The following is a 26,672-nucleotide window of genomic DNA, read 5'->3' as shown; positions in this document are numbered from 1 at the left end:
TCGGCTGGCTAACTTCGTCAACCGGTCTGTTCCAGCGGTAAAATTGCCCCTCTCACGGCTGTTTGACGGCTCCCTGCTTGGCAAGCCGTAAGGGCTGCGCTTACACTTTGCCCATGGCAGAGAGATTCCTTGCGGCCCTGACGGCTCGCCGCTTCCTGACCGCTTTAGGTCTTGCCGCGATGCTCGCGGCGCTTCCGGTCGACGGCTTCGCCCAGGACCAGCCAAATCCCAACCAGCCCAATTCCTCCAAAAGAAAGCTGCCGGAGGCGCCGGCCAAGCTGCCCAAGGTTCCCACGGACCGGGCCAAGGGGCTCGATTTCCTGTTCGGCGCGCTCAAGGCCGCGCCGGACGAGGACAGCGCCAAGGCCGTCGAGGCGCGGATCTGGGCGATCTGGCTGCAGACTTCGAGCGATACGGCCGCGCTGCTGATGTTGCGTGCCAAGGCCGCAATGGAGGGCCAGCAGCCCGAGCTCGCGATCAAGCTGCTGGATGCCGTCATCAAGTTGCGCCCGGATTATGTGGAAGCCTGGAACCGGCGCGCCACACTGTATTACCTGCGGAACGACTATACCCGCTCGCTCGCCGACATCCAGCAGGTGCTGGTCCGCGAGCCCCGGCATTTTGCCGCGCTCGCCGGGCTCGGCATGATCATGCAGGACCTCGGTGACGACAAGCGCGCGCTGGAAGCCTTTCGCAAGGCACTCGCGATCAATCCGCATCTGGAGAAGGTGCCGGAGCTGGTCAAGCAGCTCACCGAAAAGGTCGAAGGCCGAGATATCTAGCGGCACGAAATTTACCTTAGATCAAGGCTGCCCGTTGCCCGCCCGGACGTTTCCCGATACGTCCGGGGCAGCCTCTCACTCAGCTTGCATGAGGAGCAAGACCATGAAGCGCGTGATGCTCACGGGCACCCTTGTCGCGGCGCTTGCGGCGCCGGCCGTTGCAGACGGCATGTTCTGGGTGGTCGGAAGCCACGCCACGAGCGGATGCTCCATCGTCACCAGCAATCCGGTGGTGGACGGCGGCAACATCTGGTTTGTGGATGGGCCATACAAGTCGCGCGGCGACGCCAAGCTCGCCCGCTCGACCATTGCCGCCTGCCCGAAGGTCGATCCGGGCAAGGACGAAGCCGACGACAAGTAATGATGGGATCTAACAGTGGGGTCTAGTGCAGTGCGCTGTTGCGCCGCTCGGCAAGGCCGTTGTGGGCGGCGGTGGCGTAAAGCTGCGCCAGCTCTGCCTCCAGATGCTCGTTGATCAGTAGCAAGGCCCGCACCGCGCCGCGGAGATCACCATTGCAGCTCGCCACGATTTCGTCGATAGCGGCATCGCTCGATCGGATACTCATGCAACATCCCTCCATTTGATTGAGGAGCAATTACCGATATGTGTTCCGCGTTCCTGTGGATGACGTGGACAAGTCGGCGGCAATTGTCTCAAAATGGTCTGCGCCCGCCGCTCAGAAATAGTGCCGACCATGGTTATAAAAAGGCCGACGACGTCACTATGACAGCACAGGGGATAACGCGGGAAAACTGGCCAGTCCCGAAACCACTTTGGCGCGGCTGCGTAGCTGGTCCGCCGTGTGGACGGTCAGGATAAGCTCAATGATATCAATCATTGTCGCGGGCGCGCTGGCCGGATTGGCGCTGCTCACGCAGGCCGGCGTTTGGCTCTTGCGGCGAAGTTATCCCCAGCGCGGCGAAACGATCGCGGTCGAAGGCGGGCGCTTGAATGTGGTTGATCTGGGGCGGCGCCACAGTTCTGACCCGCCGATCGTCCTGATTCATGGCGCAAGCTCCAATCTCGAGGTGATGCGCAGGCCGCTCGGCGAGCTGCTGGCCCAGCGGTATCGGGTGATCCTGATCGATCGGCCGGGGCACGGCTGGAGCGACCGCGACAGCGAGATGGATTCGACGCCCGGCGCCCAGGCGCGGATGATCGCGCAAGCCCTGGACAAGCTCGGGATCGGCCGCGCCGTCCTGGTGGTGCATTCCTGGAGCGGGGCGCTTGGCGCGCGGCTGGCGCTTGATCGCCCGGAGCAGCTTGCGGGTCTCGTCATGCTGGCGCCGGTCACCCATCCCTGGCGCGGCGGGGTCGGCCGCTACAACGAGGTGGTCACCACGCCCCTCATCGGGCCGCTGCTCGCCTACACCATCACGCTGCCGCTCGGCCTGCTGCTCGCCGAACCCGGCGCCCGAAACGTATTCCTGCCGCAGGCGATGCCCGATTGTTTTGTGCAGGACACCGCGACGCTGCTGCTCTTGCGGCCGCGCGAGTTTCTCGCCAATGCCCGCGACCTCGTGACCTTGAAGCAGGCCGTGGTCGAGCAGGCGCCGCGCTATGGAGAAATCAGGCTCCCCGTGACGATCCTTGCAGGCGATGCCGACACGACGGTGTCGACGGAGATCCACGCCCGTGCGTTTGCACGTGCGGTGCCGCACACGAGACTCGTCGTGCTCGCGGGTGTCGGCCATATGGTGCAGCAGGCGGCTGGGGAGCGCGTCATCGCCGAGATCGAGGCGATGATCGCGCAGGCGAGGAGCGCGGCATTTTGATCCAGGGGACGCATCGTCCGGAGACAAGGCCGTTCGCGCATGTCTTCCAAACGTGGTATTGTCACGACCCTGAGCCACAGGGTCGCTATGACGGCTATCGCGGACTGGCTAGCATCGATCGGCTTGAGTGAATACACGGAGCGTTTCGTAGAGAACGCCATCGACTTCTCCGTGCTGGGCGATCTTACGGACCATGACCTGAAAGAACTTGGTCTTCTTCTGGGGCACCGGCGCAAGATGCTGCGTGCGATCGCCGATCTTCGGGGCGACGCTCCCGCCGCACCTGAAATAGCAACGAAGAGGGTGTCGCGGGAGGGCGCCGCGCGCCGTCAGCTCACGGTAATGTTTTGCGATCTTGTCGGCTCGTCGGCACTCTCTGTCCGCCTTGATCCCGAGGACCTGCGAGCGGTGATAGGCTCCTACCACGCTTGCATCGCCGAGGTCATCGCCAAATCCGAAGGTGTCATTGCCCGTTATATGGGGGACGGCGTTCTCGCCTATTTCGGCTTTCCAAAAGCGCACGAGGATGACGTAGAGCAGGCGATCCGTGCCGGGTTGGCATTGGTGGATGGCGTCGCCAGGCTGAGGACAGATATCAACACGGTGCTCCAGGTTCGTGTTGGCATCGCTACCGGAATGGTCGTGGTCGGCGACTTGATCGGCGAGGGCGCTGCCAAGGAACAGGAGGTGATTGGCGAGACGCCGAATTTGGCCGCAAGGCTGCAGGCGCTCGCGATGCCCGGGACAGTGCTGATCTGCGAGAGCACGCGCCGGCTCACCGAGGGGCAATTCGAATACCGCAATGTCGGCCCGGTCATGCTCAAGGGATGGGCGCAACCGCTGCCGGCATGGGAGGTGTTGGGAGCGAGCGGGGTCGAAAGCCGCTTCGAGGCGTTGCACAAGACCCGACTGACGCCTCCCATCGGGCGCGACGAGGAGATCGACCTGCTGTTACGCCGCTGGCACAAGGCTGCCAGCGGCGAAGGCAGCGCCGTGGTCCTGACGGGAGAGCCGGGCATCGGAAAGTCGCACATCGCCCAGGCCCTCGGAGAACAGCTCAAAGAAACCGAGCCACATATCACGGTGCGCTTTTTCTGCTCGGCGCACCACACCAACAGTGCCCTCTACCCGTTCATCCGCCAGCTTGAGCGGGCCGCGCGCTTCGAGCGCACAGACTTGCCTGATGCGAAATTCTCAAAAATCGCGGCTTTGCTCGGCCAGTCCGGTGCTGCCCCGGATCAGATCGTGCCGCCTCTGGCGAACCTTCTGTCAGTGCCGGCCGACGGCCGCTACCGCCTGCCGGAGCCAAGTCCGCAGAAGCGCAGGGAGATGACGCTGGCCGCACTTTTGACGCAGCTCACTGCTCTCGCCACCCGCCAACCCGTGTTCGTTACCTTCGAGGATGCCCACTGGGCCGATCCGACCTCGCTCGAACTGCTCACGCTTACCTTGGAAAAAATAACACAGCTCCGGGTGCTGATGCTCATCACGGCAAGGCCGGAATTCATGCCGCCGTGGCCGGGTCATGCGCATGTGACGACACTCTCGCTGACGCGCCTGAACCGACGCAACGGTGCAGCACTGATCGAGCGGGTTACGGCCGGGAAAGCACTTCCGGCCGAGGTCATGGACCAGATCCTCGCTCGCACCGATGGTGTACCTCTCTTCGTCGAGGAACTGACCAAGACTGTGCTCGAAACCGGTTTGTTGGAGGAGCAGGACGGTCGTTACGTTCTCAATCGCCCCCTGCCTCCAATGGCGATTCCGACGACATTGCACGCATCTCTCCTGGCGAGGCTGGATCGGCTGGCTCCGGTGCGGGAAGTGGCTCAGATCGGAGCCGTGGTGGGCCGCGAATTTTCCTACGAACTGCTGAATATCGTCGCTGGGCTTCCAGGAAAGAGACTCGAGGAGGCACTTGCGCAGTTGGTTCAATCCGAACTGATATTTTGCAGAGGCGAGATACCAAGGGCGACCTACACCTTCAAACATGCGCTGGTGCGCGATGCGGCCTATTCGGGACTTCTGAAGAGCCGACGCGCAGGGCTGCATGCGATGATCGCGGACGCGATCGAGCAACGATTCCCGGAGATCGTAGAGGCTCAACCCGAAACGGTCGCGCATCACCTCACCGAGGCGGGATTGTTCGAAAAGGCAACGGGATATTGGTTGCTGGCAGGCAAGAAGGCCGCAGCGCGCTCCGCCAACCTGGAGGCCATCGCGCACCTGGAGCGCGGGATCGAAGCCACCGTCCACATGGACAACTCTGAACGAAAGGACAGGTTGGAGCTTGAGTTTCAAGTCTCCCTTGGACCCTGCCTGATTGCCATGCAGGGACCGGCTTCCAACAAAGCGGTGGCAACCTTCGTCCGTGCGCGCGAATTGTGCGAGCGCCTCGGAGATCCTCCTGAACAACTGCAGATCATGTTTTGGTTGACCACCGCGAGCGTCATCCGCGGCGAATTGCCGGTAGCCCAGGAAACGATCGCGGCTCTGCTTCATCTCACCGAGACGCGCGGAGATCGGCCGGCGTTGCTCAATGCAACGCGAGGTCAGGCCATGATTCGCCTTTTCATGGGGCGCCTTGCCGATGCCCGGGAAGCCATCGAGCGCGCATTTGCGGAGTTCGAAACAAGCTCTGAGGATGACAGGTTGGCCGCCCGAGCGGCCGGCCAGGATGCCGGAGTGGCCGACCTTGCGCTGATGTCGTGGGTTCTCTGGCTGCTCGGTCACTCTGACACCGCGGTTACCCGCATGGATGCCGCGATCGAACGTGCCAACGCTATCAATCACCCTCATTCGCAGGCGTATGCCTGCTACTATGCCTCTGTTCTCCACGCTCTTCGAGGCGAGATGTTGCGTTCACAACGCTATGCCGAACGCTGTCACGCCTTGTCGGAAGAGCACGGCTTCCGGCAATGGCATGGGCTGGCGCAGGCGGTTCGCGGCATATGCGTAACGTCGCTGCAGCCATCGTCCCGCGCAGGCGAGGAGATCCGGGCTGCGATGGACGAATACCGTGGTGCGGGCTACCATCTGGGGATTACCGCGCTGTACGTGCTGCTTTGTCCGGTTCTGCTGCTTGGACAGGAATATGAGACTGCGCTCGCGCTCATCGAGCAGGGCCTCATGACGGTCAATCGCAACAGCGAACGGATATTTGAGGCCGAACTGTACCGATTGAAGGCGCGCACGCTGGTGCTCCGCGGCGCAAAGGATGATGGCACCGAGTTGCTCCAAAAGGCTCTCAGGACGGCAAGATGCCAACACGCCAAGGCTCTTGAACTCAGAGCGGCAACCGACCTTGCTGCGCTGTGGATGGAACAGGGCAAGCATGAAGAAGCACTTGAGGTCCTGACGCCCATCTACGGCTGGTTCACCGAGGGCTTTGAGACGCAGGACCTCAAGCAAGCAAAGGCCTTGCTCGACCGATTGGGGTGACCTCGACTATAGGAGGTTTAAATCCGGAGCCGGGTGAAGGTCACCATAGGCCTCTTTTACCTTCGGGTTGCGCAGCGCAAAGACAGCATACGGGATCGAGCCGTCTGGAAATTCACCTTTGTCGTTCGGCTCGACTTGTTGGCCTTTGGCGTCGACCCACCAGTGCATCTTCTGCGGCAGAATCTGCTGATCCAGCCGGGGCGGCTTGGCCTTGAGAATCGCCTGCATCAGCACGTCTTTGTTTATTCCTTCTCTCTCCAGAATTTCCTTCAGTCGCGCCTGAACTTTTCTGTCCTTCGCTGGGTTCTCGTTGATAAACCGCGCTTTTCCGATTTCGTCCTTGTTCTGTTTTGCAGTCTTCTCGCCAGCTCTTTTATATGCTGCGATTGCTTCTTCCGCGGCGGCCTTCCCGAGGGCCCGCCCGTGATCGAGGTTGCTGTGATTCCACTTGAAATTAATATGCGCGGGTACGTGGATCTCGACGACCGTGCCTGTCCACTTGCGAGGTTCGTCGCATTTGACGTGGTACTTGAACAGCCTGACATCATCTTCACCGACAGTCGCCGCAAACAATTGGCAAAGATTTGCCAGGGCGTCATGAAGGTCTTTCGGCTTTCGGACTTGCTTCGTATCTACGATCCTGCTGATCCATATCTCGTCAAGATCGCCATGCTCCTGCAGAAGGCTCTCGAAGTTGACCGTATCGACGAGCGCGCCTTCGCAGTAGGTCTTTCTGCCAATCTGTACGGTTTCCTCGATGAAGGGCAAAGCCGAACACGCACACAACGTGGATGCGTTGATGCCCCCCACGTAGTCTGGATCCTTCATTAGACGATTGCAGAACAACGCGAGTTTCTGGTCGTCAAGATTCCAGGCGTTGTGAAAGATGGTGGACTCGCATTTTTTTAGCTCTTCAAAATTTATGCTCTTCATAAAGTCGCTGTCTGGATAATTGATCCTCGATAACCCGGTGACATTAGAAAGATACATCATGGACGTCAGATAACGGACGAAGGGATTCGGCGCCATCACCTGGTTGAGAATCCATTTGTTTATGTCTCCTTTGTCCAGTTTCCTGAACTTATTCTCCTTGTCAGGCATGTGATCCAGGAAAATCGACATTGAATCCTGAAAGGCAGCCAGCGTCTTGTACGGATCCCATGCAAAATCCTCGTAATTGCTGGGCTCCCTAATGAACTTGCTCAGTGACTTCTTGATATTGCCCCAGTCCGGCCCGAACACAGTGTTTATGGGAAAGTGTTCGTAGCTTTCATCATCACGAAATACGCCATCTCTGAAGAATTGATACGTCTTCTCCGGCCTCTCTTTGTTTTTGACCTTCTCTTGATCGAACTGATTGTAGACGATGCCAACCCACGCACCGATGCATGACAGCGCCCAAACATCAAACGTTATCCCTTTGGCGGCGAGCGCATCCAGAACTCCAATGTGCAGCCCTGCTGCTGGCCCACCACCGCCAAGCGTAATTGCCCTGCGTAGCTTGTCTGGCTTTTCCTCAGCTGCTTTTTTCTCGGCTGGCATTCGCAATACTCCTTACAAAATATGGAATGCGCCCCCCCTCGACCTGAAATTGCGAAATGAGCGGCATACTAGTTTCTTTTAAAATAATTGGGAAGCGCTCCCCTCTGAGTGCAATGGTCGCGTAAGCGATCGAATATGGCAGCAGCGCTGACGCAAGGCCGATCGTCGATGAGATCATCGAGGCGTTCGGCCGGGGCGGCCATCGCATATGGTGACCTGCCCGTCTGACATGCAAGCGGAGAGGGATGCTGAAAAGCTTCGACAAAGCCGCCAAATAAAAAGCTCCGGGCGCGAGCCCGGAGCTTAGGTAAGCCTGCGCCAATACCGAAGCTATTGCTTCTGCTTGCCGTCCTTGTCGAAGGACGAGAGATAGGCCCATAGATTCTGGGCTTCCGTCTCGTTCTTGATACCGGCGAAGGTCATTTTGGTGCCGGGGATCTTTGCCTTCGGATCCTTGATGTATTCGAGGAACTGGTCCTTGTTCCAGGTGATGCCCGAGTTCTTGTTGGCATCGGAATAATTGTAGTCGGGCGCGGTGCCCGAGTGACGGCCGTCGATCCCGTTGAGTTCTGGTCCAACCTTGTTCTTGGCGCCCTCGCCGATCGAATGGCAGGGCAGGCACTTGTTGAACGAGGTCTTGCCGGCAGCGGCGTCCTGCGCCAGGGCGCCCGAAACCGTGGCCGCCGACGCGATGACCACCAATGCACTCAAGATCAGTTTGTTCATGGGATGAGCTCTTCGTTTCAAGGAAGGGAGTTCGATTGCGGGGGACTCGCCTGCTCTTGTTGCATGGCGTCCATGGGCCGGACAAGCCGCCAAAATGGTGTATGGATGTCATTTGTAATCAATAGTTGCCGCGTTGCAGCTGCGGATGGTTCGCGACCTGTTCAAGCCGAGGCGGATATGCTTGATTTGGCGACATAAAATCGAAATCCGGACGAGACGCCATGACTATCCTGATGCCGCAACCCGATGCCGCGATCATTGCCCGGCGCAACGAGATCGTCACCGCCCTGCGCGCGATCGTGCCGGGTGAGGGCGTGATCTCGTCCGAGCCCGAGATGCTGCCCTACGAGTCCGACGGGCTGATGGCCTACCGCCAGCCGCCGATGGTCGTGGTGCTGCCCGAGACCACCGAGCAGGTGTCGCGCGTTTTGAAATACTGCTTCGAGCAGCGGATCAAGGTGGTGCCGCGCGGCTCCGGCACCTCGCTATCCGGCGGCGCGCTGCCGCTCGCCGACGGCGTGCTGCTGGGCCTCGGGAAGTTCAAGCGTATCCGCGAGATCGATTTCGACAACCGCGTCGTGGTGACCGAGCCCGGCGTCACCAATCTCGCGCTCAGCCAGGCGGTGGCGCATGCCGGGTTCTATTATGCGCCAGATCCGTCTTCGCAGATCGCCTGTTCGATCGGCGGCAATGTCGCGGAAAATTCCGGCGGCGTGCACTGCCTCAAATACGGCATGACCACCAACAACGTGCTCGGCTGCGAGATCGTGCTGATGACCGGCGAGGTGTTGCGCATCGGCGGCAAGGCGGCGGAGAATGCAGGCTACGATCTGATGGGGATCATCACGGGCTCCGAGGGGCTGCTCGGCGTCGTGACCGAAGTCACGGTGCGCATCCTGCAGAAGCCGGAGACGGCGCGTGCGATGATGGTCGGCTTTGCCGAGGTCGAGGCGGCGGGCGAATGCGTGGCGCGCATCATCGGCGCCGGCATCATTCCCGGCGGCATGGAGATGATGGACAAGCCCGCGATTCACGCCGCCGAAGCCTTTGTGCAGGCCGGCTATCCGCTCGATGTCGAGGCGCTTTTGATCATCGAGCTCGACGGTCCCTCCGTCGAGGTCGACGAACTGATCAACCGCGTCGAGACGATCGCGCAGGGGTGCGGCTCGACCAGCTGCCGTATCTCGACCTCGGAAGCCGAGCGCAATCTGTTCTGGGCCGGTCGCAAGGCGGCGTTTCCGGCGGTAGGGCGGATTTCGCCCGACTATCTCTGCATGGACGGCACCATTCCGCGCGGCAAGCTGCCGCAGGCACTGGCGCGCATCCGCGAGCTCTCGGACAAATATGGTCTGCGCTGCGCCAATGTGTTTCATGCCGGCGACGGCAATCTGCATCCGCTCATTCTCTACGACGCCAACCAGCCCGACGAGATGGAGCGCGCCGAAGCGTTCGGCGCCGACATCCTGCGCTGCTGCGTCGAGCTCGGCGGCGTGCTCACCGGCGAGCACGGCGTCGGCATCGAGAAGCGCGATCTGATGCCGGAGATGTTTTCCGACATCGACCTCAACCAGCAGCAGCGTCTCAAATGCGCCTTCGACGCGCAGGGGCTGCTCAATCCCGGAAAGGTGTTTCCGACTCTGCACCGCTGCGCCGAGCTCGGCCGCATGCATGTACATGCAGGCAAGCTGGCATTTCCCGAGCTGCCGCGGTTCTGAGCGATGCCGGCCGGCGCAATCAGCGCGCCGGGGCGCGGCGTTTTGCGTGCAGCGTTTCGCGGCCCTTCACGTCGGCGTAATATTGGGGGGCCTCGCGCCGGTCGAAGCGGCCGTAGTCTCGCACCACGCGAATCCTGCGATGGCGCAGCTTTTCGACGCCGTCGATTTTCCTCGGCGACCAGCGGCTGGCGGCTTCAGCGTTCTTCCATCCGATCAAGAGCGCAATCTTCCCCTGATTGTAAATGCTGTCGAAGACGTCATGGTCGACGAGGCCGCCTTCTTTCAGATCGAGCCCGAAATGGGCCGGCAACAATTCTGTTCGGGTTGCGAATGCAGCGCCTTTCGACGGCGTGATCTCGGTGAATGTCACAAATGTGCCGGAGCCGACCTCGGTCTCATCAAGACGCTGCTCCCGGATCGACGCTTCCTTTGGGGGATCGGTGTCAAACGTCGCCTCACCGATGCGAAGATGGTAGTCCGCAAAGACCTCGAAGCGGCCCTTCTCCTGCATCTCGTGGTGCTCGCCGACGGTGCGCCAACGCACGAGCGATTTTTCGTCGCGCCAGGTCGAGTGCGACAAGACCCACCCGGACCTGAGCCTGCTCTCGAAACGCTCGTTGTCGATGAAACCGTCGATCGTCTCGATAATCGGCTTCAGGTACTTGGCCTTCTCGAGATAGTCGTCCTTCTTGCCTTCGTTCGGAAGTACTTCGAAGATCACGGAAAACATTGTTTTTTCCTTCTTGTTTGTTCAGGAGGGTACGGGCGCGGCATCGTCGCCGCGCAGGAAGTCGATGCTTTCGCGCCAGAGCGCCAGGCGTGTGGCTTCGAGATGCATCAGATGCGTGGCGCGGCCGATCTTGATGTCGCGCTTTTGGGGCGCCTGCGTGAATGCATCGAACAGCCAACGTGCATCCTCATCCAGCATCAAACCGTCCCATTCGCCGCGAATGATGGCAACCGGCGACCGCACCTTTGATGGATCATAGGCCAGTTGCCCGTGCCACGCCTTGATGATTTCGCTGAACGGGCCGAGCGGTGTCTTGACCCCGGCGGGAGCGCGCGAGCGGCTTTCGCGATCGCTGTCGAGATAGCGCTCGCCCCATTGCGCGAAATGGATGCGCGACAGCACCGGCGGCTCATGCGGGGGAACGTCCTCGACGAAACGATTCCACTGGTCTTCCAGTGTCACGATGCGCCAGGCCGCAAATTTCGGCGGGCCTTCGTAGCGGCGCGGACCGCGTCGTGCGATCGGCGCAAACAGCACCAGTCGGTCGATTAGCGCGGAATGGCTGCCTGCGAACAGGCCTGTCGGCATCGAGCCCCAGGAATGCGAGATCAGCGACAGTTTGTCCAGGCCTTGATGTGCGAGAATGAAGCGCGTCGCGGCCTCGAGCTGTTTTGCTGCATCATCTGCGACGCAAAGCGGCGGATTGTCGGACGGCGGCTGATCCATCTCGGGATAGCGGTCGGAATGACCGAAGCCGTAGAAATCGAGGCCCCATACGTCGAAGCCGGCCTCGTTGAGCGCGTCGCGCCAGGATCGTCCGTCGAAGCGGTGCGCAATCGACAGCGCCGAGGGAAAGGTCGCTCCATGGACATAGAGCACGGCGCGCCGGGTCCGGAAACTTGTGACCGCAGCGGGCAAGAAGCGCAGAAAAAGCGACAGTCCCCCACGCGGTCCCGGAATGCGAAAATGCTCTTCGCGGGAATCGAGTTTCTCGGCAGCCGAAAAGACCGTCATGTTCATACCACGTTGGTTTGGTGTTGATCCACTTGCGGTCGCGAGCGGCATTTCATCATGCCAACTCGCAACCGCAAGCAGCGGTTTCCTGCCTTCACTTCGACCGCGATCGAAGTGACAGCGGCAGGATCGGCCGTGGCGCCGTGAGCGTTACAGCAGCGCGTATTGCGTGCGCTCGCGATTGGCCAGCAGCGGCAACGCCTGATCCGCGATATAGGTCTTGAAATGCGCGCTCTGCTGGTGCGCCTTGAAGGCGGCTTCGTCGTGGAACAGTTCGTAGAACAGGAACTGCGCCGGGTTTTCCCTGGCGCGGCTGACCAGGAACATTTTTGCGCCGGGCTCGGCCTGCGCCTCCGGGAGGAAAAGCTGCAGAATCTCGGCAACCTTGTCCGCCTCTCCCTCTTTCGCTTCCCACTGCGCGACCACCAGAAGCCCGCCGTCGTTCACGGCCTCGTTGATGGTGCGTTGCTTGATTGCGTAACGGGTCATGTCGATCTCTCCTTCGCTTCGTCATCCGCCGATCGGGATCAGCAGATATAATTCGGTATATGCCGAATTGTGCCCGTCGATGTTTCGATGCTGATCGAAGTGAGTATGTTGATGCGGACGGCCGCCATGCCCGGCTTGAGGGGGACCGCGGCGCTGCTGAAGCGGGGGCGATCCGCGCCGTCCTATTTGCTTTCGGTCGCGATTTTGGCTACCGGCTTAGCCCGTGGACACGCTGAAAATCAGAGACGCCAGGGACGTGGAGGAAGCGGTGCGCGCGGCGATTGCCGGCGAGCAGCCGCTGGAGATCATCGGCCACGGCTCCAAACGTCTGGTCGGGCAGGTGACGGCGACCAATGCCGTGCTCGATCTGTCGCCCTTGAACGCCGTATCCGCCTACGAGCCGCAGGAGCTGATCATCACCGTCGAGGCGGGAGCGCCGCTTTCGGACGTGATGTCGCTGCTCGATTCCAAGAACCAGCAATTCGCCTTCGAGCCGGTCCAGCTTGCGGACCTCCTGGCCGCGCCGGACGATGGAACCATCGGAGGCATGATCGGCGCCGGCTTTGCCGGACCGCGCCGGATCAAGGCCGGCGGTGTGCGTGACCACCTCTTGGGGGCGCACGCGGTGTCGGGCTTCGGCGACAGCTTCAAGACGGGCGGCAAGGTGGTCAAGAACGTCACCGGCTATGACCTCTGCAAGCTGCTCGCGGGCTCCTGGGGAACACTGGCGGTCATGACCGAGGTGACGCTCAAGGTGATGCCGCGGCCAGAGGCCGAGAGCACGCTGTTGATCCGCGGCCTCGATCCTCTCGCCGCGAACCGGGCAATGACGGCAGGCCTCGGCTCGCCCTTCGACGTCTCCGCGGCGGCGCATGTGCCGGCCTCTGCCTTGCACGGCGAGGTCGCGGGCCTCGTCGAGGTCGGCTCACCCGGGGAGGCCGTGACACTGTTGCGGCTGGAGGGCATTGCAGCCTCGGTCCGTCACCGTGCCGGCTTGCTGACCGAGACGTTGAAGCCGTTCGGAGCGGTCGAGCTCGTGGAGGAGGCGCCCTCGCAGGCGGCGTGGGGTGCCATCCGCGACGTGCGGACGTTCGCGGCAAGCGGGCCGCTGGGGGCGTGGCCGGTGTGGCGGATCGTCTGTCCCCCGGCCTCGGGCGGCGCGCTAGGCGAGGCGTTGGCCCGCGAGACCGGCGGTGAGATGATCTATGATTGGGGCGGCGGCCTGATCTGGGCCGCGCTTCCACCCCAATCAAACGCTCGGCCCGACGGCCAGGCCACGCTGGTGCGCCAGCGCGCAAACGCACTCGGCGGCCATGCCATGCTGGTCCGCGGCTCGGTTGAGTTGCGCAGCCAAATCGACGTGTTCCATCCGCAGCCGGCCGGCCTTGCGGCTTTGAGCGAGCGCGTCCGCAACAGCTTTGATCCCAGGCGCATTCTCAATCGCGGCCGGCTTTCGCGGGAGGGCGTATGAAGACCGCGTTCAGTCTCGCCCAGCTCGCCGATCCCGACATCGCCGAGGCCGACAAGATCCTGCGCGCCTGCGTGCACTGCGGCTTCTGCACCGCGACTTGTCCGACCTATGTGCTGCTCGGCGACGAACTCGATAGCCCGCGCGGCCGCATCTACCTGATCCGGGAGATGCTGGAGAAAGAGAAGCCGCCGACCAAGGACGTGGTCAAGCATATCGATCGCTGCCTGTCCTGCCTTGCCTGCATGACCACCTGTCCCTCGGGCGTTCATTACATGCACCTGGTCGACCAGGCGCGGGTGCGGATCGAGGAGCAATATAAGCGGCCGCTGGCCGAGCGCTGGCTGCGCGCGCTGCTTGGCTTCGTGCTGCCGCGGCCGGCCGCGTTCCGCACGGCGATTCAGCTCGGCCGGTTGGCGCGCCCGCTGCTGGCTCTGTTTCCCACTGGCCAAAACTCGACGGCCGATCCATCCCTGTTGCGTCGCATCAAGGCCATGCTGGAGATGTCGCCGGGCGAGCTTCCGCCCCCGGGGCCGGCGGCCGGCCGCGTGTTTGCCGCGCAAGGCAAGCGGCGTGGACGCGTCGCGCTGTTGCAGGGCTGTGCGCAACAGGTGCTGGCGCCGCGAATCAACCAGGCCGCCATCAATGTCCTGACCCGCCATGGCATCGAGGTCGTGCTGGTCAAGGACGAGCAATGCTGCGGCGCGCTCACCCATCACATGGGCCGCGATGCGGACGCCTTGGGGCGGGCGCGGTCCAATGTCGCAGTGTGGGCGGCTGAGGCCGAGCGAAGTGGCCTCGACGCTATCGTGGTGACGACCTCGGGCTGCGGCTCCGTGATCAAGGACTATGGCTACATGCTGCGGACGGATCGCGACTACGCCGCGCGTGCCGCCAAGGTCTCAGCGCTCGCCAAGGACATCACCGAGTATCTTGCCGGCATCGAACTGAAGAGCGCGCGAGAGCAAAGCGGCGTCGTCGTTGCCTATCACTCGGCGTGTTCGCTGCAGCATGGACAGAAAATCACAGCACTTCCGAAAGATTTGCTTTCCAAGAATGGATTCGTGGTGAAAGATGTGCCGGAGAGCCATTTGTGCTGTGGCTCGGCGGGGACCTACAACATCCTCCAGCCTGACATTGCGACCAAGCTGCGCGACCGGAAGATCGCCAACATCGCAAGCGTCAAGCCGGACATGATCGCCGCGGGCAATATCGGCTGCATGATGCAGATTGCGTCCGCTGCGTCAGTTCCTGTCGTCCACACGATTGAGCTTCTCGATTGGGCGACGGGCGGTCCCAGGCCAGGATCGAATTGATCGATTGAGCCACCGCGGGAGATGCACGGACGACGAGACAGCGCCCGATGGACATTGATCGGCGGCAATTAGGAGGACCACGATGGCTAAAGCGAAAAAGGCCAAGAAGGGTAAGAAAGCCAAGAAGAAGAAACTCGTAGCGAAGAAAGCGGCGAAGAAGGCTTCGAAGAAGTCGGCAAAGACAGCCAAGAAGTCGGCGAAGAAGGCTGCCAAGGCGCCGAAGAAGTCGGCCAAGAAGGCGGCAAAGAAAGCTGCAAAGGCGCCTGCCAAGAAGGCGGCTCCAAAAAAGAGCGCAGCGAAGAAACCGGCTGCTCCGAAGCCCGCTCCCGCCCCGGCGCCCGAGCCTCCGGCTCCCAGCTGGGCCACACCGAGTCCCGCGCCGTCATGGGGCGATAGCTCCACGACCGGCGGGGAGGACCAGGGCCAATAGAAGCTGGCCATCAACGGCAGCGCCCGGCCTGGTCGGGCGTTCGAGTCCTATCCATGCGCGAGACAAAGGGGCTGCGGCATGTTCGCCGCGGCCCCTTTTGCCATGCGTTCAACCTTGCAAGCCCTTGTGCCGCTGTTAGCGCCTCTCGCGACTCGCCTGATTCGTCCTGCGCCTCTGCGAAAAATGGCTTTGCCGCCGTGGCCGCGCCACGCCCGCGTGAATTACGGGCCGGGATGCCGCAATATTGTTGTTGGAATGCCACACACGACAACAACCTTGTCGGGAATGCTCGATTAGCTCAAAAAGTCATCAAATGATATTGTTTTAATCTTCACGGTCACGTCAGCCCACGTCAGATTGCCAAATAATAAATTTTTGGGCCGCATCCGGCTACCGTTTCAGCTTGCGCGCTCCAAAGGTTTGGCTTGGGAAGTGTGATGGGGATCGACATGAAGAAATTCGCTTTGTTAGCAACGACGCTAGCATTGGTTTCGGGTTCGGCGTTCGCGGCCGACCTGCCTGTGAAGGCCTTGAAGGCGCCGCCACCGCCGGCGTTTGACCCGTGGGATATCGCCTTCGGTGGCGCGCTGATGAACGATTACATCTTCCGCGGTATCACGCAGTCGAACCACCAACCGTCGGTCGCGGCCTATTTCGAGCCGCGCTACAACATCAACAAAGACCTGCAGCTTTACGTCGGCACCTCGGGCGAGAGCATCTCGTTCTCCAACCGCGCCGCTGCTGAAATCGACGTCTACGGCGGTATCCGCCCGACCTTCGGCCCTGCTGCCTTCGACTTCGGTGTCTGGGGCTATCTCTATCCGGGTGGGCAGTGCGCGGATAACGTCCTGACGCCGGTCGGTGGCGTGCTCACGCCTGGGGGCGGTGTTTGCCCGGTCTCGACGACCACGATCTTCCTCGCTGACGGCAACGTCATGAAGAAAAACGTCAGCTTCTTCGAGGTCTACGGCAAGCTGAACTACACCATCAACGACAACTGGGCGTTCGGCGTGAACGAATACTATTCGCCGAACTTCCTGAACTCGGGTGCGTGGGGCGACTACGCCTCGATCACCGGCAAGTGGACTGCTCCGAGCACGACCTTCGGCTCCAGCGGCGTCGGCATGTATGTGTCGGGCGAGTTCGGCCGGCAGTGGCTCGGAACGTCTGACGCCTTCTACGGTGTGCCGGCCTTCCCGAACGGTATCAAATACGCCGATTACGATACCTGGAACATCGGCATCGGCTTTACCTGGAAGGTGTTGACGCTGGATCTGCGTTACTCCGACACCGACCTGAGCAAGGGCAATTGCAGCGCCTTCACCAGCGCCTTCAATGCCACCGGCACCACCAACGTGACTCCGATCAATCCGGGCGGCACGAGCTCCAACTGGTGCGGCGCGGCCGGCATTGCGAAGCTCTCCTTCGACCTGACGGCGATGAGCAGCCTGAAATAAGGCGGGTCTCCCAGCGGATCGCAAAGAAGGGCGGCAGGACAACCTGCCGCCCTTGTTCTTTGTGCGGAGTGTGACCAGCGCCGCTGGCCATGCGGCTTATTCGGCCAGCGACGATTTCATCTCCTCCCGGCTGCGGCCCCGCAGCGAAAAGACGTTGCCGTCGCGGGTGAGCGCGACGCTGCTGGTATGGAACGCGGCCAAGGTCGAGCGATGGCCTATCGAGACGATGGTGGTGGCCGGCAGCCGCTCCTCCAACAGACGATAGAGCTTCGCCTCCGCGCCCTCGTCCACCGAAGCCGTTGCTTCGTCGAGGAATAAGTATTGCGGGGCGTGCAGGAGCGCGCGGGCCAGTCCGAGCCGCTGCTGCTCGCCCAGCGATAGCATCCGGTTCCAATGCTCGTCCTCGTCAAGCCGGGGCGCGAGCTTGGCTAGTCCCACCGCAACTACTGTGTCGTGGACCTGTTCGTCGCTGAACGCGTCCGCTTGCGCGGGGTAGGCAATGGCGGCCTTCAGGGTGCCGATCGGGAAGTAGGGACGCTGCGGAAGCATCATCAGGCTGGCATGCGCGGGGATTGCGACCGAGCCGCTGCCATACGGCCAGATACCGGCGATGGCGCGGAACAGCGTCGACTTGCCGGCACCGGAGGGGCCGGTGAAGAGAACACGGTCGCCGCCGGAAATGTTGAAGCCTTTCGCCGTGACCAGCGGCTCACCATTGGGCAACTCGACCAGAAGCTGCTCGATGCTGATGGTGTCGGCCGCGCCGGACGGCTCGACCTGGATCGAAGACTTGCTGACAGCAAGCGCTGCGGAGCTCTTGATCGACATTTCGAAGCCGTCGAGACGCGCAATCACCGCGCGCCAATCCGCCAACGAGGTATAGGCCGTCACGAAGAAGGACAGCGAATCCTGCACCTTTCCAAATGCTTCCGCGGTTTGCATCAAGGCTCCGAGCAGGATCTTGCCGGCGAAGAAGGCCGGCGCGCAGAGAATGAAGGGAATGACCACAGCGGCCTGGGAATAGCTCTGCGTGAAGGCGCCCAACCGCTTGGTCCGGCTCATGATCCCATACCAGTTCGCGACCACCGAACCGAACCGCTGCCCCAATCGCTGCCGCTCCGCGTTCTCGCCCTTGAGCAGCGCGATTTGCTCGGTGTTTTCGCGGACCCGGACCAGGTCGAAGCGGAAGTTGGCCTCGTAACGCTCTTGCTGAAAGTTGAGATTGACCAGTGGCGAGCCGATCCACTGGGTCAGCGCTGTTCCGAAGATGGCATAGATCAGTGCCGCCCATACCAGATAGCCGGGCACCGACAGGTCGTGGCCATACATGAAAAATGGCGCAGCAGCCGACAGCCCCCAGAGAATGACGACAAAGGATATCAGGCTGACGATTGCCCCCAATAGCCCCACGCAAATGCCGAGCGTCTGGGAGACGAACGACTTCACATCGTCGGTCAGGCGCTGATCGGGGTTGTCAGCGGCATCGCCCTGCAGCTGCATGCGGTAGTAATTGGCGTCATGCATCCAGGCGCCGAGATATCGGGTGGTCATCCAGCGCCGCCAGCGGATCTGAAGCCACTGGTTGAGATAAAGCTGATAGACCGAAATCAAAACCGAAAAGGCGGCCAGCACGCAGAATACGATCATCTCACGGACAAAGCCGTCCCAATCCTTTTCCTGGAGCGCGTTGTAGAACCGGTTGCGCCATGCGTTGATCAGGACGTCGGCGCCGACAGAGGCTAGCTGCAAGGCGATCACGGCAGCGAGCAGCGTGCGACCGGCGATTTTGTCTTCGGAGTTGAAATAGGGGATGGCGATCCGCCATACGATTGCGAGCGTCGCGCGGATTTTTTGCACTGGTCCAACATCTCCTGACGGGATGGGTCGAGGCGGCTCAGCGGCCTGAAAATCGGCCTATTTCGAGCGCTTGCAGCCTGTTTAGACTAAAGTCGTATGTATGGCGATCTGGGTTCGCTTGTCGGGCCCCGCGAGTCGACCCTAGCATGGGCGTAACGGCGAGGGGCGGGGGCGCAATCCAATTCGCGAGGTTTTGAGCGGAGTTTGGCTTCTGCCGAATTCCTGAGCTGACCTCGCACATTGTCGGCCCCCGTGATCACGCCAAGCCACTCGATTCGTCCACGCCGGGTGGGCGGCCGAAGATGGCGCGGGGAGGATACGCAATGTGGAACCAAGTCTATAATCCGCTCGGAAACGCGGCGCTGTCGACGCTCGCCGCCGCCGTTCCGGTCGTCACCCTCTTGGTCCTGATCGCAAGCGGCAAGGTGAAGGCGCATGTCGCCGCCATCATCGCTGTGATCCTGACCAATCTGATCGCGATCTTCATCTTCACCATGCCTGCGGGCATGTCGATCCGGGCTTCGATCCTGGGCATCGTGACCGGTTTCTTCCCGATCGGCTGGATCGTGCTCAACGTCATCTTCCTCTACCAGATCACGGTCACAACCGGAAAATTCGAGCTGTTGAAGCGAGCCGTCGGCGGCGTCACCGAAGACCGCAGGTTGCAGTTGCTGCTGGTGGCGTTTTCCTTCGGCGCCTTCTTTGAGGGCGCGTCCGGCTTCGGCACGCCGGTTGCGATCACCGGCTCGATCCTGATCGGGCTCGGCTTCTCGCCGCTCGCCGCCTCAGGCCTGTCACTGATCGCCAACACCGCGCCGGTGGCTTACGGCGCGCTCGGTACGCCGATCCAGGGCCTGGCCTCCGTCACCGGGCTCGATCCCTATATCCTCGGCGCCATGGTCGGACGGCAATTGCCGTTCTTCTCGCTGATCGTGCCGTTCTGGGTGGTGTGGGCCTTTGCCGGCTGGCGCGGCATGAAGGATGTCTGGCCGGCGATCCTCGTTACCGGCGTTTCCTTCGCGGTCCCGCAATTCGTGATCTCGAACTTCATCAATCCCTGGATTGTCGATATCGGGGCCTCGCTGATCTCGATGGGCTGCCTGATCCTGTTCCTGCGCGTCTGGCAGCCGCGGCAACTGTGGCTTTCGCCAGCGCTGCGCGGGCGTGACGAATCGGCTGCGACCATGGCGGCCGCCAAGCCGCTGGACCGCACGCCGCTCACGCAAGCCGAGCTATGGAGCGCGCTTCTGCCATGGATCATCGTCTGCATCGTGATGCTGATCTGGGGCAACGGCGTCTTCAAGACCTGGGCGAATTCCATCTTCACCTGGAACTACGCTGTTCCCGACCTGCACAACATGATCAACAAGATGCCGCCGGTGGTGCCCAAGCCGACGCCGGAAGGCGCGGTGTTCGGCTTCACCTATCTGTCGTTCACCGGGACCGGCATGCTGATCGCTGCGATCATCTCGGGCTTCATGATGGGGCTGTCTCCCGCAAAGCTGATCACCGAATACGCCCGCACCATCCGGCTCTGCGGGATTTCGCTGATCACGATCTCGGCGATGCTGGCGATTGGCACGCTGACCCGACTCGGCGGCGTCGATGCCACGCTCGGTCTCGCCTTTGCCGCAACCGGCGTGCTCTATCCCTTCTTCGGCACGCTGCTCGGCTGGCTTGGCGTTGCGCTGACGGGATCGGACACCGCCTCCAACATCCTGTTCGGCAATCTGCAGAAGATCACCTCTCAGCAGCTCGGCCTGTCTCCCGTCCTGATGGCGGCCGCCAACTCTTCCGGCGGCGTGATGGGCAAGATGATCGACGCCCAGTCCATCGTGGTCGCCTCGACCGCCACCAACTGGTACGGCCATGAAGGCTCGATCCTGCGGTATGTGTTCAAGCACTCGATCGTGCTGGCCTGTCTGGTCGGCATCTTCGTGACCCTGCAGGCCTATGTCTTTCCGTTCACGGCGATGGTGCTGAAGTAGGCTCGCCGATATCCGCCAATCATCGGTTGCCCGCGGCGTCGTAAGGCCCGCGGGCAATTTTTTTTGAGCGAGCAAATCTGTTCAAGACCACATCCGTCCAATAGAACGACGCCGTCTCCCGCCATCGTTCCGGGCGCGCGCACGCGCGAACCCGGAACCTCGAGATTCCGGGTTCGGTGCTGTGGACCGCCCGGAATGACGAAAGATCCGAAGATTCGCGAGGTCGTATGATTCCCATCAAGTCTGCTTTTGCCGCGGCGGTTGCAACCGTTCTGCTCGCGTCAACGGCGAATTTCGCCCCGGCCCGCGCCGACAGCAGTTTTCCCTTCGGCATGGAAATGACGCTCGATGTGTCGCCGATGCCGGGCTCCAAGCGCATCCCCGACCTTGATATCGGCGACAACGGCGAAACCGTTCTCGAATTGTGGTGCAGGGGCGGCAAGGGCCAGTTCTCGGTCGCCGGCAACACCGTGATCTTCGTCGCAGGTCCGATGCAGGAGCGCCCGTGTCCCGCCGACCGCGCCCAGGCCGATGACGAGCTGATCGCTGCCTTGAGCGAGGCGACCAACTGGAGGCGCCAGGGCGATTCCATCTTCTTCGTCGGCCCGCGAACGCTGCACTTCAGGCTCAATACGAATTGAGCGGTCCCGGCGATGCGGAGCGCGACATCTCTCCCTGACGGGAAGAGGTGCGAATCACTTCCACGCCGATTTGTCGGAATCCCAGCGCTGGCCCTTGAGTTCCTTGGCGAGCGCCTCGACCGAGCCGGACTCGTCCTTCTGATCGCCTTCATCCTCGCCGGAGGAACCGTCCGATAGGTTGAGCTTCGCGCCGGCGCTCTCGTCGCTGGTCGTGATCACGGGCGTCCCGATCCAGACGATCAGGTGATCCGATCCGCCGGGGCGGTCCGGCGCGATCAGGCCGGCCACCTCGACGGTCTCGGTCAGGCCGAGCGCAGGAAACAGTTGGCTCGGTCGCTTGAAGGACAGCCTCAGCTTGCCGGTGGTGCTGCTCCAGCCTGCCGCGGAAAGCTTGGCTGAAAGCGTCCTGGTCAGCACATTGCCGATTGCCGTTGCGAGCTTCTCCCGGTTGAGCTTGTCGCCGTCGCGCCAGTCGGAGGCGGGAATGCGGATCGCGCGATCCATCTCGACGATCCCGGTGGTCCAGCCCGCGGCGACGACGCCGGAGGAGGATTTCGCCTTCTCGATCAGAGCGGCGGCGCGATCGGGATCGACGGAGAGATTGATGGTCTGTTGGCCGGCGCGCATGGCATCGCAGGTCACGGCAAGGCTGCTCACGGCAACCTCGACGTCCTGGCCCTTCAGGCCCTTGAGGAAATCCTCGACCGCCTCGAGCTTGAGCCTGATGCCGACCGATTCCGGCGACACCTCGCTGAAATCCTTCGGCTGCGGCGTGATGCCGTCGTCGGTTGACTGGCTGTCCTGGAATTCGCGTTCGCTGATGTCGGAATTGTCGGTCGAGGCCACCTCGGTCACATTTGGGCCGACCGCGATCTGGCCGCGGAATTCGAACGTGTCGCCGGTGGCCTTGCGCGTCAGTTTGACCGAGACCGGGGCCTTGTCGACCAGGCTCTGCGTCGCGCCCGACAGTGTCTGGCCGCTGACGGCAAGATTGACCACGAAACGGTCCTTGCGATCCGTCATCTTGCTGACGGGATAGCAGACATCGAGGGTTGCGGCCGTCACCTGCTTGCCCTGCCGGGTCTCCTTCAGGATCACGTCGGCATTGCCGTCCATCAGCCCGTCGATGGAGGTGAAGTAGCGCGTTTCGACCGCGCCCGGCGTCGGCTTGGTCTGCAGCTTCGTATCCGCAAATGCGAGGCCGGAGGAGGCGATCAACAGGCCAGACAGGCCGAGCAATAGCGCGCGCATCAGCAATTTCCTGTTCCATCGGTTCAATAGGCGGATCACCTTTTACGAGCGCCTTGGCCAAAAAAGAAGGCCGCCCGGAGGCGGCCTTCGATTTCATTTCGGTTCGGAACGGGGCTTCAGAAGCCCATGCCTCCCATTCCGCCCATGCCACCGCCGCCGCCCGGCATCGCGGGGGCGGACTCCTTCGGCAATTCGGCGACCATGGCTTCGGTGGTCACGAGCAGGCCCGCGACCGACGAGGCGTCCTGCAGCGCGGTGCGCACCACCTTGGCAGGGTCGATGATGCCCTTGGCGACCATGTCGACATATTCCTCGGTCTGGGCGTCGAAGCCGAAGGTCTCGGACTTGTCTTCGAGAATCTTGCCGACCACGATCGAACCCTCGATGCCGGCGTTCTCGGAGATCTGGCGGACCGGGGCTTCCAGCGCCTTCAGCACGATGTTGATGCCGGCCTGGACGTCGGCATTGTCGTTGTGGATGCGTCCGACAGCCTTCTTGGCGCGCAACAGCGCCACGCCGCCGCCCGGTACGATGCCTTCCTGCACCGCGGCGCGGGTTGCGTTCAGCGCGTCCTCGACGCGGTCCTTCTTCTCCTTGACCTCGATTTCGGTCGCGCCGCCGACGCGGATCACCGCGACGCCGCCGGCGAGCTTGGCCAGCCGTTCCTGCAGCTTCTCGCGGTCGTAGTCCGAGCTGGTCTCCTCGATCTGCGCCTTGATCTGGGCGACACGGCCCTCGATGTCGGCCTTCTTGCCGGCGCCGTTGACGATGGTGGTGTTCTCCTTATCGATCACGACCTTGCGGGCGCGGCCGAGCATCTTGATCGTGACGCTCTCGAGCTTCATGCCGAGTTCATCGGAGATCAGCTGGCCGCCGGTCAGGATCGCGATGTCCTCGAGCATGGCCTTGCGGCGATCGCCGAAGCCCGGCGCCTTGACGGCGGCGACCTTCAGGCCTCCGCGCAGGCGGTTGACCACCAGCGTGGCAAGCGCTTCGCCCTCGACGTCCTCCGCCACGATCAGCAGCGGCTTGCCCGACTGCACCACGGCTTCCAGAACCGGCAGCATGGCCTGCAGGCCCGACAGTTTCTTCTCGTGCAGGAGCACGTAGACGTCCTCGAGCTCGGCAGTCATCTTCTCGGCATTGGTGACGAAATAGGGCGAGAGATAGCCGCGGTCGAACTTCATGCCTTCGACGATGTCGACCTCGGTCTCGAGCGACTTGTTCTCCTCGACCGTGATGACGCCCTCGTTGCCGACCTTCTGCATCGCCTGCGCGATCATCTTGCCGATCGCCGCATCGCCATTGGCCGAGATGGTGCCGACCTGAGCAACTTCGGAGGATGACGCGACGGGCTTGGCACGCTTCTCGATGTCCTTCACGACGGCGGACACCGCGATGTCGATGCCGCGCTTCAAATCCATCGGGTTCATGCCGGCCGCCACCGACTTGCCGCCCTCGCGCACGATTGCCTGCGCCAGCACGGTCGCTGTGGTGGTGCCGTCGCCGGCGGTGTCGTTGGTCTTGGAGGCGACCTCGCGGAGCATCTGCGCGCCCATGTTCTCGAACTTGTCCTCGAGCTCGATCTCCTTGGCGACGGTGACGCCATCCTTGGTGATGCGGGGGGCGCCGAAGCTCTTGTCAATGACGACGTTGCGGCCCTTGGGGCCGAGCGTCACCTTGACCGCATTGGCGAGAATGTCCACGCCGCGCAGCATGCGGTCGCGCGCATCGCCGGCGAATTTTACGTCCTTGGCAGCCATTGTCCTAACTCCTTAAATATGCGGAAGGTTTGTGCTCGCCGCTTTGCCACTTCGTCATTGCCGGGCTTGACGTGGCAGTCCGGCTCTCGTGAGGGATGCATGCTCGGAACAAGTCCGGGCATGACGCATGAATACGCAGCGAGGTTACGGGTTTAACTTCGGGCCGGTTTCAGGCCAGCACGCCCATGATGTCGGACTCCTTCATGATCAGGAGTTCCTCGCCATCGATCTTGACCTCGGTGCCCGACCATTTGCCGAACAGCACGCGGTCGCCGGCCTTGACGTCGATCGGGATCAGCTTGCCGGCCTCGTCACGGCCGCCTGGTCCGACAGCGACGACTTCGCCCTGGGAGGGCTTTTCCTTGGCGGAATCGGGGATGATGATGCCGCCCTTGCTCTTCGCTTCCGCGTCGATGCGTTTCACCACAACACGGTCGTGCAGCGGACGGAATTTGGATTTGACCATGACGTTTCCTTTTTGAAGGCTCGCTTGTGAGGTGCGGTGGATCGAAAGAGCATCTGTTGCGCGTTGGTCGCGCCCCAGGGGGCGGATGGCTGGCAGTCGTGCTTTCGGAGTGCTAAATTGTGAGCCCGAAATATGGCCTGGCGCCGATCCTGTCAAGCAAAGCAGGGTTAAGTGCTCCTTGAGGCCGGTTGAGCATATTGCTAAGCGAAACCAAACCTGAAATCGGGGCGTAGTTGTTGCTCCGGCAGCGGATTTGGGGTTGGTTGGGCGTGGGTGCGACCACGATCCAGTTCGGGGGAAGGCCAATGGTGAGTTTCGGGTACGCGCAGACGGTTCGAAATCTGTCGGTCGTCGCGGCCTTATCGATAATTCTCGGGGCCTGCTCGAGCTTCAGCCTGGGCACGTCCACGCCGACGACGTCCGAGGCTGAGCCGGGTGTCGAGCCCGCGCTGCCGTCGAGCATCCGTTCCGAGGAGCTGGTCGGCAAGTGGGGGCTCGCCGCCTTCAACAACCCTGCCGACCGCGCGCGCACGGAGAAGATGGCCCTGGCGCAGTGCAAGCAGCCCTACACGATCGGCGCGGGGTCGACGGGCGGAGTGATAATGCATCTGGCTGACCAGGCGACGCCGCAGGAATTACGGCTGAAGGGCAGCCGCAGCGGCAAGAACTATATCGGTCCGGATGGTCCGCCCGGCGGCGACCAGGATCGCGAGATCATCTCCTTTGACGGGCGCGTCTTGGTCACGCGCTTCGTGGACAAGGATGCGGCGACCCGGTACCAGACCATGGTCTATGTCCGCTGCGGGCCGCGGGCCTGAGGCCACGTCACAGCATTCGGGCGGCGACGTCGCGAACCTGGCATCCTGAAAGTCGCGGCGCGAGAATCCGGGTTCGATACTGGCGTATCGCCCCGGAATGACGAAGCAAGGGCAAAACAAAAACGCCGGCCACGGGGCCGGCGTTTTGATTTTGGCTGCGGTCGAAACCGGGACTCAATCGAACAGCGCGTCGATGTCGTCCTGCGAGGCGTGACCGGCGTCGCCTTCGAGTTTCGGGCCGTTGAGGAGCTTCTCGTCTTCTTCCCGGGTGTCGACGATCGGCACCGCATGGGCCTTGATCGCGTCGACGCCGCCCCAGATGTCCATCATCACATTGATGTGGCCCTCGATCAGCTTCATCGTGTTCATGACTTTGTTGATGCGCTGGCCGGTCAGGTCCTGGAAGTTGCAGGCCTCGAAGATCGAAACCACGCGCTCCTGGATTTCCTCGGACAGGATCTTCTGCTGGTCGGGCGAGTTCACTTTCGCCAGCGCGCTGGCCGCCTGGTCGATGAACTCGGCGCATTCAAGAATCTGCTGGGTCGCCTGCTCGGTGCCGTTGGCGACGGCGCCGAGCTCGCCATTGACCTTGGCCATTTCCTGACCGTCGAAGCTGTTGCCGTGGATCGCCGCGATCTCGCGCTTGGTGCGGCTGATGGCGTCGTGGATGAGGTCGAGCTCGACCTTGAGCTTTTCGCACTGCTCGATCTGGGCGCGGTAGGTTTCGAGAAGCGCGCGCGCCTCGGCAACCTCGCGGGTGGCGGTGTCCTCGAGCACGTTGGCCGCGGCGCTCCTGCTGGCGTTGCCGCCGTTTGCCATCTGGGCGCGGATGGCACGCAGCTCAGCCATGATTTCACGATGCATCGGCGCCACTTCGCCTCCAGAAACTTCCTCGGCCGCAACCGGCACGTCGATGCCGATAGCCTCTTCAATGCGATAACGCTTGCGATGAACAACCATCAGGGCTCCCCCATACATTCCGCGAGGAGTCTTATCCAGCTG

At 62.1% G+C, this 26,672-nt stretch carries 24 protein-coding genes; 12 read left to right on the top strand and 12 right to left on the bottom strand.

Annotated elements, in window-relative coordinates:
• The first annotated feature begins 113 nt into the window (after positions 1 to 113).
• The gene (locus tag A3AI_RS0103025; RefSeq protein WP_024514157.1) at positions 114 to 782 is read left to right on the top strand and encodes a tetratricopeptide repeat protein; all 669 of its coding nucleotides are present in this window, start codon (positions 114 to 116) and stop codon (positions 780 to 782) included.
• A 103-nt stretch (positions 783 to 885) separates the two neighbouring features.
• Positions 886 to 1,143, top strand: a complete 258-nt coding sequence (locus tag A3AI_RS0103020; RefSeq protein WP_024514156.1) for a hypothetical protein — start codon at positions 886 to 888, stop codon at positions 1,141 to 1,143.
• A gap of 22 nt (positions 1,144 to 1,165) precedes the next feature.
• Here the strand turns inward: A3AI_RS0103020 and A3AI_RS0103015 are convergent, their stop codons facing one another.
• Positions 1,166 to 1,348, bottom strand: a complete 183-nt coding sequence (locus A3AI_RS0103015) for a hypothetical protein (protein WP_024514155.1) — start codon at positions 1,346 to 1,348, stop codon at positions 1,166 to 1,168.
• Positions 1,349 to 1,607: 259 nt separating this feature from the next.
• Here A3AI_RS0103015 and A3AI_RS0103010 point away from each other — a divergent pair, with 259 nt between their 5' ends.
• Positions 1,608 to 2,558: an alpha/beta fold hydrolase gene (locus A3AI_RS0103010; protein WP_024514154.1), complete on the top strand. Its 951-nt coding sequence runs from the start codon at positions 1,608 to 1,610 to the stop codon at positions 2,556 to 2,558.
• Positions 2,559 to 2,597: 39 nt separating this feature from the next.
• Complete coding sequence (locus A3AI_RS0103005) at positions 2,598 to 5,999, top strand: adenylate/guanylate cyclase domain-containing protein (RefSeq protein ID WP_245286809.1); 3,402 nt, start codon at positions 2,598 to 2,600, stop codon at positions 5,997 to 5,999.
• Positions 6,000 to 6,005: 6 nt separating this feature from the next.
• Here the strand turns inward: A3AI_RS0103005 and A3AI_RS42045 are convergent, their stop codons facing one another.
• From A3AI_RS42045 to cycA, 3 genes are all read right to left on the bottom strand, one after another.
• Positions 6,006 to 7,541, bottom strand: a complete 1,536-nt coding sequence (locus tag A3AI_RS42045) for a patatin-like phospholipase family protein (RefSeq protein WP_024514152.1) — start codon at positions 7,539 to 7,541, stop codon at positions 6,006 to 6,008.
• On the bottom strand, positions 7,516 to 7,719 hold the full coding sequence (locus A3AI_RS47185; protein ID WP_156927606.1) for a hypothetical protein: 204 nt from the start codon (positions 7,717 to 7,719) through the stop codon (positions 7,516 to 7,518). The genes A3AI_RS42045 and A3AI_RS47185 overlap by 26 nt, the downstream gene beginning before the upstream one ends.
• A 152-nt stretch (positions 7,720 to 7,871) precedes the next feature.
• Positions 7,872 to 8,267, bottom strand: a complete 396-nt coding sequence (gene cycA / locus A3AI_RS0102995) for a cytochrome c-550 CycA (RefSeq protein WP_024514151.1) — start codon at positions 8,265 to 8,267, stop codon at positions 7,872 to 7,874.
• A 221-nt stretch (positions 8,268 to 8,488) separates the two neighbouring features.
• On the opposite strand from cycA, the gene A3AI_RS0102985 reads away from it, so the two are divergent.
• Positions 8,489 to 9,982 (top strand): FAD-linked oxidase C-terminal domain-containing protein, encoded by a 1,494-nt coding sequence (locus A3AI_RS0102985; protein WP_024514150.1) that lies wholly within the window; start codon positions 8,489 to 8,491, stop codon positions 9,980 to 9,982.
• Positions 9,983 to 10,001: 19 nt separating this feature from the next.
• Here the strand turns inward: A3AI_RS0102985 and A3AI_RS0102980 are convergent, their stop codons facing one another.
• From A3AI_RS0102980 to A3AI_RS0102970, 3 genes are all read right to left on the bottom strand, one after another.
• On the bottom strand, positions 10,002 to 10,712 hold the full coding sequence (locus A3AI_RS0102980; RefSeq protein ID WP_024514149.1) for an antibiotic biosynthesis monooxygenase family protein: 711 nt from the start codon (positions 10,710 to 10,712) through the stop codon (positions 10,002 to 10,004).
• 21 nt (positions 10,713 to 10,733) lie between these two features.
• Positions 10,734 to 11,726: an alpha/beta hydrolase gene (locus A3AI_RS0102975; RefSeq protein WP_198030045.1), complete on the bottom strand. Its 993-nt coding sequence runs from the start codon at positions 11,724 to 11,726 to the stop codon at positions 10,734 to 10,736.
• A gap of 150 nt (positions 11,727 to 11,876) precedes the next feature.
• A complete protein-coding gene (locus A3AI_RS0102970; protein WP_024514147.1) occupies positions 11,877 to 12,215 on the bottom strand; it encodes a putative quinol monooxygenase in 339 nt (112 codons plus the stop codon).
• Between the two features lie 223 nt (positions 12,216 to 12,438).
• On the opposite strand from A3AI_RS0102970, the gene A3AI_RS0102965 reads away from it, so the two are divergent.
• The 4 genes from A3AI_RS0102965 to A3AI_RS0102950 all read left to right on the top strand — a co-directional run bounded on the left by A3AI_RS0102965 (position 12,439) and on the right by A3AI_RS0102950 (position 16,886).
• The gene (locus tag A3AI_RS0102965) at positions 12,439 to 13,686 is read left to right on the top strand and encodes an FAD-binding protein (protein ID WP_024514146.1); all 1,248 of its coding nucleotides are present in this window, start codon (positions 12,439 to 12,441) and stop codon (positions 13,684 to 13,686) included.
• On the top strand, positions 13,683 to 14,999 hold the full coding sequence (gene glcF / locus A3AI_RS0102960; RefSeq protein WP_024514145.1) for a glycolate oxidase subunit GlcF: 1,317 nt from the start codon (positions 13,683 to 13,685) through the stop codon (positions 14,997 to 14,999). The genes A3AI_RS0102965 and glcF overlap by 4 nt, the downstream gene beginning before the upstream one ends.
• 82 nt (positions 15,000 to 15,081) lie before the next feature.
• Positions 15,082 to 15,429, top strand: coding sequence for a hypothetical protein (locus tag A3AI_RS0102955; RefSeq protein WP_024514144.1), 348 nt, complete (start codon positions 15,082 to 15,084; stop codon positions 15,427 to 15,429).
• A 449-nt stretch (positions 15,430 to 15,878) separates the two neighbouring features.
• The gene (locus tag A3AI_RS0102950) at positions 15,879 to 16,886 is read left to right on the top strand and encodes a TorF family putative porin (protein ID WP_024514143.1); all 1,008 of its coding nucleotides are present in this window, start codon (positions 15,879 to 15,881) and stop codon (positions 16,884 to 16,886) included.
• Between the two features lie 96 nt (positions 16,887 to 16,982).
• On the opposite strand, the gene A3AI_RS0102945 is transcribed toward A3AI_RS0102950, so the two are convergent.
• Positions 16,983 to 18,743: an ABC transporter ATP-binding protein/permease gene (locus A3AI_RS0102945; protein WP_024514142.1), complete on the bottom strand. Its 1,761-nt coding sequence runs from the start codon at positions 18,741 to 18,743 to the stop codon at positions 16,983 to 16,985.
• Positions 18,744 to 19,066: 323 nt separating this feature from the next.
• Here A3AI_RS0102945 and A3AI_RS0102940 point away from each other — a divergent pair, with 323 nt between their 5' ends.
• Positions 19,067 to 20,731 (top strand): L-lactate permease, encoded by a 1,665-nt coding sequence (locus A3AI_RS0102940; protein ID WP_024514141.1) that lies wholly within the window; start codon positions 19,067 to 19,069, stop codon positions 20,729 to 20,731.
• 227 nt (positions 20,732 to 20,958) lie between these two features.
• Positions 20,959 to 21,372 (top strand): META domain-containing protein, encoded by a 414-nt coding sequence (locus tag A3AI_RS42040; RefSeq protein WP_024514140.1) that lies wholly within the window; start codon positions 20,959 to 20,961, stop codon positions 21,370 to 21,372.
• Between the two features lie 54 nt (positions 21,373 to 21,426).
• Here the strand turns inward: A3AI_RS42040 and A3AI_RS0102930 are convergent, their stop codons facing one another.
• The 3 genes from A3AI_RS0102930 to A3AI_RS0102920 all read right to left on the bottom strand — a co-directional run bounded on the left by A3AI_RS0102930 (position 21,427) and on the right by A3AI_RS0102920 (position 24,852).
• On the bottom strand, positions 21,427 to 22,623 hold the full coding sequence (locus A3AI_RS0102930; RefSeq protein ID WP_024514139.1) for a hypothetical protein: 1,197 nt from the start codon (positions 22,621 to 22,623) through the stop codon (positions 21,427 to 21,429).
• A 116-nt stretch (positions 22,624 to 22,739) separates the two neighbouring features.
• On the bottom strand, positions 22,740 to 24,386 hold the full coding sequence (groL, locus tag A3AI_RS0102925) for a chaperonin GroEL (protein ID WP_024514138.1): 1,647 nt from the start codon (positions 24,384 to 24,386) through the stop codon (positions 22,740 to 22,742).
• 169 nt (positions 24,387 to 24,555) lie between these two features.
• Positions 24,556 to 24,852, bottom strand: a complete 297-nt coding sequence (locus A3AI_RS0102920; protein WP_024514137.1) for a co-chaperone GroES — start codon at positions 24,850 to 24,852, stop codon at positions 24,556 to 24,558.
• Between the two features lie 305 nt (positions 24,853 to 25,157).
• Between A3AI_RS0102920 and A3AI_RS0102915 the strand changes: the two genes are divergently transcribed.
• On the top strand, positions 25,158 to 25,670 hold the full coding sequence (locus A3AI_RS0102915) for a hypothetical protein (protein WP_024514136.1): 513 nt from the start codon (positions 25,158 to 25,160) through the stop codon (positions 25,668 to 25,670).
• 174 nt (positions 25,671 to 25,844) lie between these two features.
• On the opposite strand, the gene A3AI_RS0102910 is transcribed toward A3AI_RS0102915, so the two are convergent.
• The gene (locus A3AI_RS0102910; RefSeq protein WP_024514135.1) at positions 25,845 to 26,630 is read right to left on the bottom strand and encodes a protein phosphatase CheZ; all 786 of its coding nucleotides are present in this window, start codon (positions 26,628 to 26,630) and stop codon (positions 25,845 to 25,847) included.
• Between the last annotated feature and the right edge of the window lie 42 nt (positions 26,631 to 26,672).

Origin of the sequence: Bradyrhizobium sp. Tv2a-2 (assembly GCF_000472425.1) — a bacterium.
In the GTDB taxonomy this organism is placed as follows: domain Bacteria; phylum Pseudomonadota; class Alphaproteobacteria; order Rhizobiales; family Xanthobacteraceae; genus Bradyrhizobium.
Note: the sequence above shows the minus strand (reverse complement) of the source record. Positions and strands in the feature narration are given on the sequence as shown.

What these genes read in the sequence shown, in the direction of transcription:
- A3AI_RS0103025 (WP_024514157.1), top strand. Translation starts at nt 114, where the DNA reads ATGGCAGAGAGATTCCTTGCGGCCCTGACGGCTCGCCGCTTCCTGACC.
- A3AI_RS0103020 (WP_024514156.1), top strand. Translation starts at nt 886, where the DNA reads ATGAAGCGCGTGATGCTCACGGGCACCCTTGTCGCGGCGCTTGCGGCG.
- A3AI_RS0103015 (WP_024514155.1), bottom strand. Translation starts at nt 1,348, where the DNA reads ATGAGTATCCGATCGAGCGATGCCGCTATCGACGAAATCGTGGCGAGC.
- A3AI_RS0103010 (WP_024514154.1), top strand. Translation starts at nt 1,608, where the DNA reads ATGATATCAATCATTGTCGCGGGCGCGCTGGCCGGATTGGCGCTGCTC.
- A3AI_RS0103005 (WP_245286809.1), top strand. Translation starts at nt 2,598, where the DNA reads ATGTCTTCCAAACGTGGTATTGTCACGACCCTGAGCCACAGGGTCGCT.
- A3AI_RS42045 (WP_024514152.1), bottom strand. Translation starts at nt 7,541, where the DNA reads ATGCCAGCCGAGAAAAAAGCAGCTGAGGAAAAGCCAGACAAGCTACGC.
- A3AI_RS47185 (WP_156927606.1), bottom strand. Translation starts at nt 7,719, where the DNA reads ATGATCTCATCGACGATCGGCCTTGCGTCAGCGCTGCTGCCATATTCG.
- cycA (WP_024514151.1), bottom strand. Translation starts at nt 8,267, where the DNA reads ATGAACAAACTGATCTTGAGTGCATTGGTGGTCATCGCGTCGGCGGCC.
- A3AI_RS0102985 (WP_024514150.1), top strand. Translation starts at nt 8,489, where the DNA reads ATGACTATCCTGATGCCGCAACCCGATGCCGCGATCATTGCCCGGCGC.
- A3AI_RS0102980 (WP_024514149.1), bottom strand. Translation starts at nt 10,712, where the DNA reads ATGTTTTCCGTGATCTTCGAAGTACTTCCGAACGAAGGCAAGAAGGAC.
- A3AI_RS0102975 (WP_198030045.1), bottom strand. Translation starts at nt 11,726, where the DNA reads ATGACGGTCTTTTCGGCTGCCGAGAAACTCGATTCCCGCGAAGAGCAT.
- A3AI_RS0102970 (WP_024514147.1), bottom strand. Translation starts at nt 12,215, where the DNA reads ATGACCCGTTACGCAATCAAGCAACGCACCATCAACGAGGCCGTGAAC.
- glcF (WP_024514145.1), top strand. Translation starts at nt 13,683, where the DNA reads ATGAAGACCGCGTTCAGTCTCGCCCAGCTCGCCGATCCCGACATCGCC.
- A3AI_RS0102955 (WP_024514144.1), top strand. Translation starts at nt 15,082, where the DNA reads ATGGCTAAAGCGAAAAAGGCCAAGAAGGGTAAGAAAGCCAAGAAGAAG.
- A3AI_RS0102950 (WP_024514143.1), top strand. Translation starts at nt 15,879, where the DNA reads ATGAAGAAATTCGCTTTGTTAGCAACGACGCTAGCATTGGTTTCGGGT.
- A3AI_RS0102940 (WP_024514141.1), top strand. Translation starts at nt 19,067, where the DNA reads ATGTGGAACCAAGTCTATAATCCGCTCGGAAACGCGGCGCTGTCGACG.
- A3AI_RS42040 (WP_024514140.1), top strand. Translation starts at nt 20,959, where the DNA reads ATGATTCCCATCAAGTCTGCTTTTGCCGCGGCGGTTGCAACCGTTCTG.
- A3AI_RS0102930 (WP_024514139.1), bottom strand. Translation starts at nt 22,623, where the DNA reads ATGCGCGCGCTATTGCTCGGCCTGTCTGGCCTGTTGATCGCCTCCTCC.
- groL (WP_024514138.1), bottom strand. Translation starts at nt 24,386, where the DNA reads ATGGCTGCCAAGGACGTAAAATTCGCCGGCGATGCGCGCGACCGCATG.
- A3AI_RS0102920 (WP_024514137.1), bottom strand. Translation starts at nt 24,852, where the DNA reads ATGGTCAAATCCAAATTCCGTCCGCTGCACGACCGTGTTGTGGTGAAA.
- A3AI_RS0102915 (WP_024514136.1), top strand. Translation starts at nt 25,158, where the DNA reads ATGGTGAGTTTCGGGTACGCGCAGACGGTTCGAAATCTGTCGGTCGTC.
- A3AI_RS0102910 (WP_024514135.1), bottom strand. Translation starts at nt 26,630, where the DNA reads ATGGTTGTTCATCGCAAGCGTTATCGCATTGAAGAGGCTATCGGCATC.